A 2,764-nucleotide genomic window follows, 5' to 3' on the forward strand; every position below is an offset into this window, starting at 1 on the left:
TAAGCTTCCTGGTGGGCATTTCAGCAAAGGATGGCTTGATAGGAAGTTTAAACATACTGAGATTGTCCGGTTACTCAAAGAGTCTGAGCTTCTTTAGTTTTCATGGTGTGATATAAAAATAGTTTGGATTCTATAGCTGTGGCCCTAGGTGTAGAAAGCTACCCTTAGGGCCACATGTTGTACGGGGATTGGCGGATTCTATTGGGTGTTGCACCGAGGCTTATTCATGAAGGTTCCGAAGCCGCAAAGAAAATCAACGCCGGCACCAGAAGAAAACACCCGCCCATAAGAACGCAGCGGACGCCGAAAACCAGAATGCAGAACCCTCCACGTTTTCACCTGCGCAATCACCCGCTCAACCACTGACCGCAACCGAATAATCCGACGAGTACTCTCTCACCGCAGCCCTCATCCTCACCCCCGGTTTCCGCTTAACCGAAGTCAGCAGCCCAAGCCCGATATACCCTTTATCCGCCAGAGTAGATTCATCCAGCAATCTTTTTCTAACCGGTGAAAACGAAAAGCATGCACATCATAACGAGCCCCTGGCACCGGATCGGTGATAGCCAGCAGTTTTCCATTCAGCGTACAGATGACCTGATGGTTGAAACCAGCACGCTGGTGTTTACCTAAAAACAATGTCCCCCCCTTGTGAAGACCAGTTCCACACCGGAATCAAAGTGCCGTGTATTACCAGTGAGCCGGGGATATTCTGGAGAGGTTCGAGTGCGGGAGCTTTCAGCTCTTTTTAGCTTCAATAGTGCGCCTTCGATGTGGTGGATGGTTCTGGAAATCGTGGGTTGAGAAACCCCAATTGCTTCGGCTAGGACCTCTTCAGTGAGGTTATGACGGAGGTATATAAGGGTGATTGTGAGGGCTTGGTTGAGGGTGAGGGCTCGTGGTCTGGTTGCTGGTTTGTTCCAGTTGAGGTGCTGTTTTAGGGCTGTGATGAGTGTGGTGAATTGGTTGCTGTTTAGCCTGGTTGTACGCTTGTTGTGCAGCGGTCTTTTCTGGTTTGGCTTGAGTATATTATTGGCGTTTTATTCTCATTTTTTGTCGCTGGAAACATCAACCGCAAGCCACAGCACCAAGTCCAGGGTGAGCGGTAGCGAATCGCGTAGCGACACCGCAGGTGCCCTTGACCGGTGTTGGGCAGTGGCTAGCATGTGACAACGAAGAACGACACGGAAAAAGTAACCTCACCCCCACACCTCCACCACAGAACTTAGCGTCTATCCATAGGACTCATTGATAGAATCAGGGGTGACACTTTCTCGTGGTTGAAAGTGAGCCTCCCGGACTTTTCTCATTATGCCGGGAGGCATTTTTGCACTCTCACAGGTTTTCTGAAATTAGACATATTATTTCAATATTTCGCCAGCAGCTCTTCTTTACTCGCATCCACTTTTCCTAAAAGCCATCTTTTTTTCGTGTTCATTTTGCGAAGAGTAGACATAAATCACCAGCTAACAAAAAACTTTCGGGTGAATTAATAATGAGTAATGTTTTATCGTCCTGTGAACATGTATATAAAAACCATATAGGCTATATGTGACTAGTCAAACCACTCTCTTTATAATTCTTCCCTCAAAGGATTTCTCTCATGAACAAAGTTCGTTTTCGACCCCTGTGTGCAATCTCTGCTCTTTTGGTTTCACTTCTATCGGTAGCACCTGCTGCTCACGCTGACGCTCCAATTGCCCCTTCTTCTCACACCACTCTCTCCACTCTCGAAGCAACAAATGAGACTGGTCACCATACTCAAAAGCCCGGACAATCAACCCAAGGCATCAAAAGCTTCGTCGTCAAAAAAGCCCTCAAAGGCGTAGCAGGCGCTATCCGTGGTGGCGGACAAAAATTCATTTCCATGGCCGAAAAACAAGGCTTATTGGACGCCGCCGCTACTAACAAGATTCGAACTGATAGCGTCCGAATCGCTGACGCCGTCGATAGTGTAGCTAACATCCCTGATTTGGCTACACATATGGTGCGCCAAGAAACCTACAAGCGCTTGGTAACCTTTATGAACCCAGGAACGGCAAACGTTATCGCCAACGCTGTTGAAGGAGTGCTATGGATTCTTCTGTAGAACGCATCGAAAAACTTGAGGAGCGCATTTCTGACCTCGAAGGACTAATCCAATCTTTAGTAGTGAGCGTACAGTTCAACTCGCAAGAGCCCTTTGAGGCAGAATGCGCAAAACGTATGATTACCGGACACAAAAGATCAGCACTACAAATGCAAATTGGAATCATGCTCCGACGCAAGAACGGTCAGGACATCCCACGTTATCCGGATTCTTTATTTCCACAGTACCCTTCAGTTTTAGAAGCAACTCGTGGTGAATACTCCACTCAAGAAGAGATGGCCAAGGCTTTAGTTCCTCTAGTGGGAAGTGAAGAGACAGCATCTGTCTTGCTAGATGCGTATCAGCAAAGAGGATTAGGATCTAGCTTCTAGGCATAAAAGGATGGTTCAGGTTAAGGGCTTTTTGTTCTTGCCTGAACCATCTTTATGTCCAAGTTGTATTGCATGGCAATGAGATGTGGGGTTGCGCCTCTAACCGCAACCCCACATAACTAATCGGCGTGCAAACATCTTTTACATGTAGGTTTTTATCTTAGGAGTTACTGAGGTTTATTCAAAAGTAGGAACACACCCACACCCCACCAACTAGACAACGGCCCCACCAGCGGCAAAAATAAGAGGATTAAATCACTACAAATAACCTCAAACCATACCGGAAGAACCGTTGCTCCACCAG

The 2,764-nt window shown here is 47.1% G+C and carries 3 protein-coding genes; 2 read left to right on the forward strand and 1 reads right to left on the reverse strand.

Features of this window, described 5'->3' with window-relative positions:
• Positions 1–629: 629 nt before the first annotated feature.
• The gene (locus tag HF984_RS11955; RefSeq protein WP_168615733.1) at positions 630–1,028 is read right to left on the reverse strand and encodes a helix-turn-helix domain-containing protein; all 399 of its coding nucleotides are present in this window, start codon (positions 1,026–1,028) and stop codon (positions 630–632) included.
• A gap of 575 nt (positions 1,029–1,603) precedes the next feature.
• Here HF984_RS11955 and HF984_RS11205 point away from each other — a divergent pair.
• Together HF984_RS11205 and HF984_RS11210 are read left to right on the forward strand one after the other, a co-directional pair.
• The gene (locus HF984_RS11205; protein WP_168615731.1) at positions 1,604–2,089 is read left to right on the forward strand and encodes a hypothetical protein; all 486 of its coding nucleotides are present in this window, start codon (positions 1,604–1,606) and stop codon (positions 2,087–2,089) included.
• Positions 2,074–2,460 (forward strand): hypothetical protein, encoded by a 387-nt coding sequence (locus HF984_RS11210; protein WP_168615732.1) that lies wholly within the window; start codon positions 2,074–2,076, stop codon positions 2,458–2,460. Before HF984_RS11205 ends, HF984_RS11210 begins: the two co-directional genes overlap by 16 nt.
• Positions 2,461–2,764: the final 304 nt, after the last annotated feature.

This window comes from Rothia terrae (assembly GCF_012396615.1).
GTDB classification, from domain to species: domain Bacteria; phylum Actinomycetota; class Actinomycetes; order Actinomycetales; family Micrococcaceae; genus Rothia; species Rothia terrae.

Coding starts and splice junctions, on each gene's coding strand:
- HF984_RS11205 (WP_168615731.1), top strand. CDS start 1,604: ATGAACAAAGTTCGTTTTCGACCCCTGTGTGCAATCTCTGCTCTTTTG.
- HF984_RS11210 (WP_168615732.1), top strand. CDS start 2,074: ATGGATTCTTCTGTAGAACGCATCGAAAAACTTGAGGAGCGCATTTCT.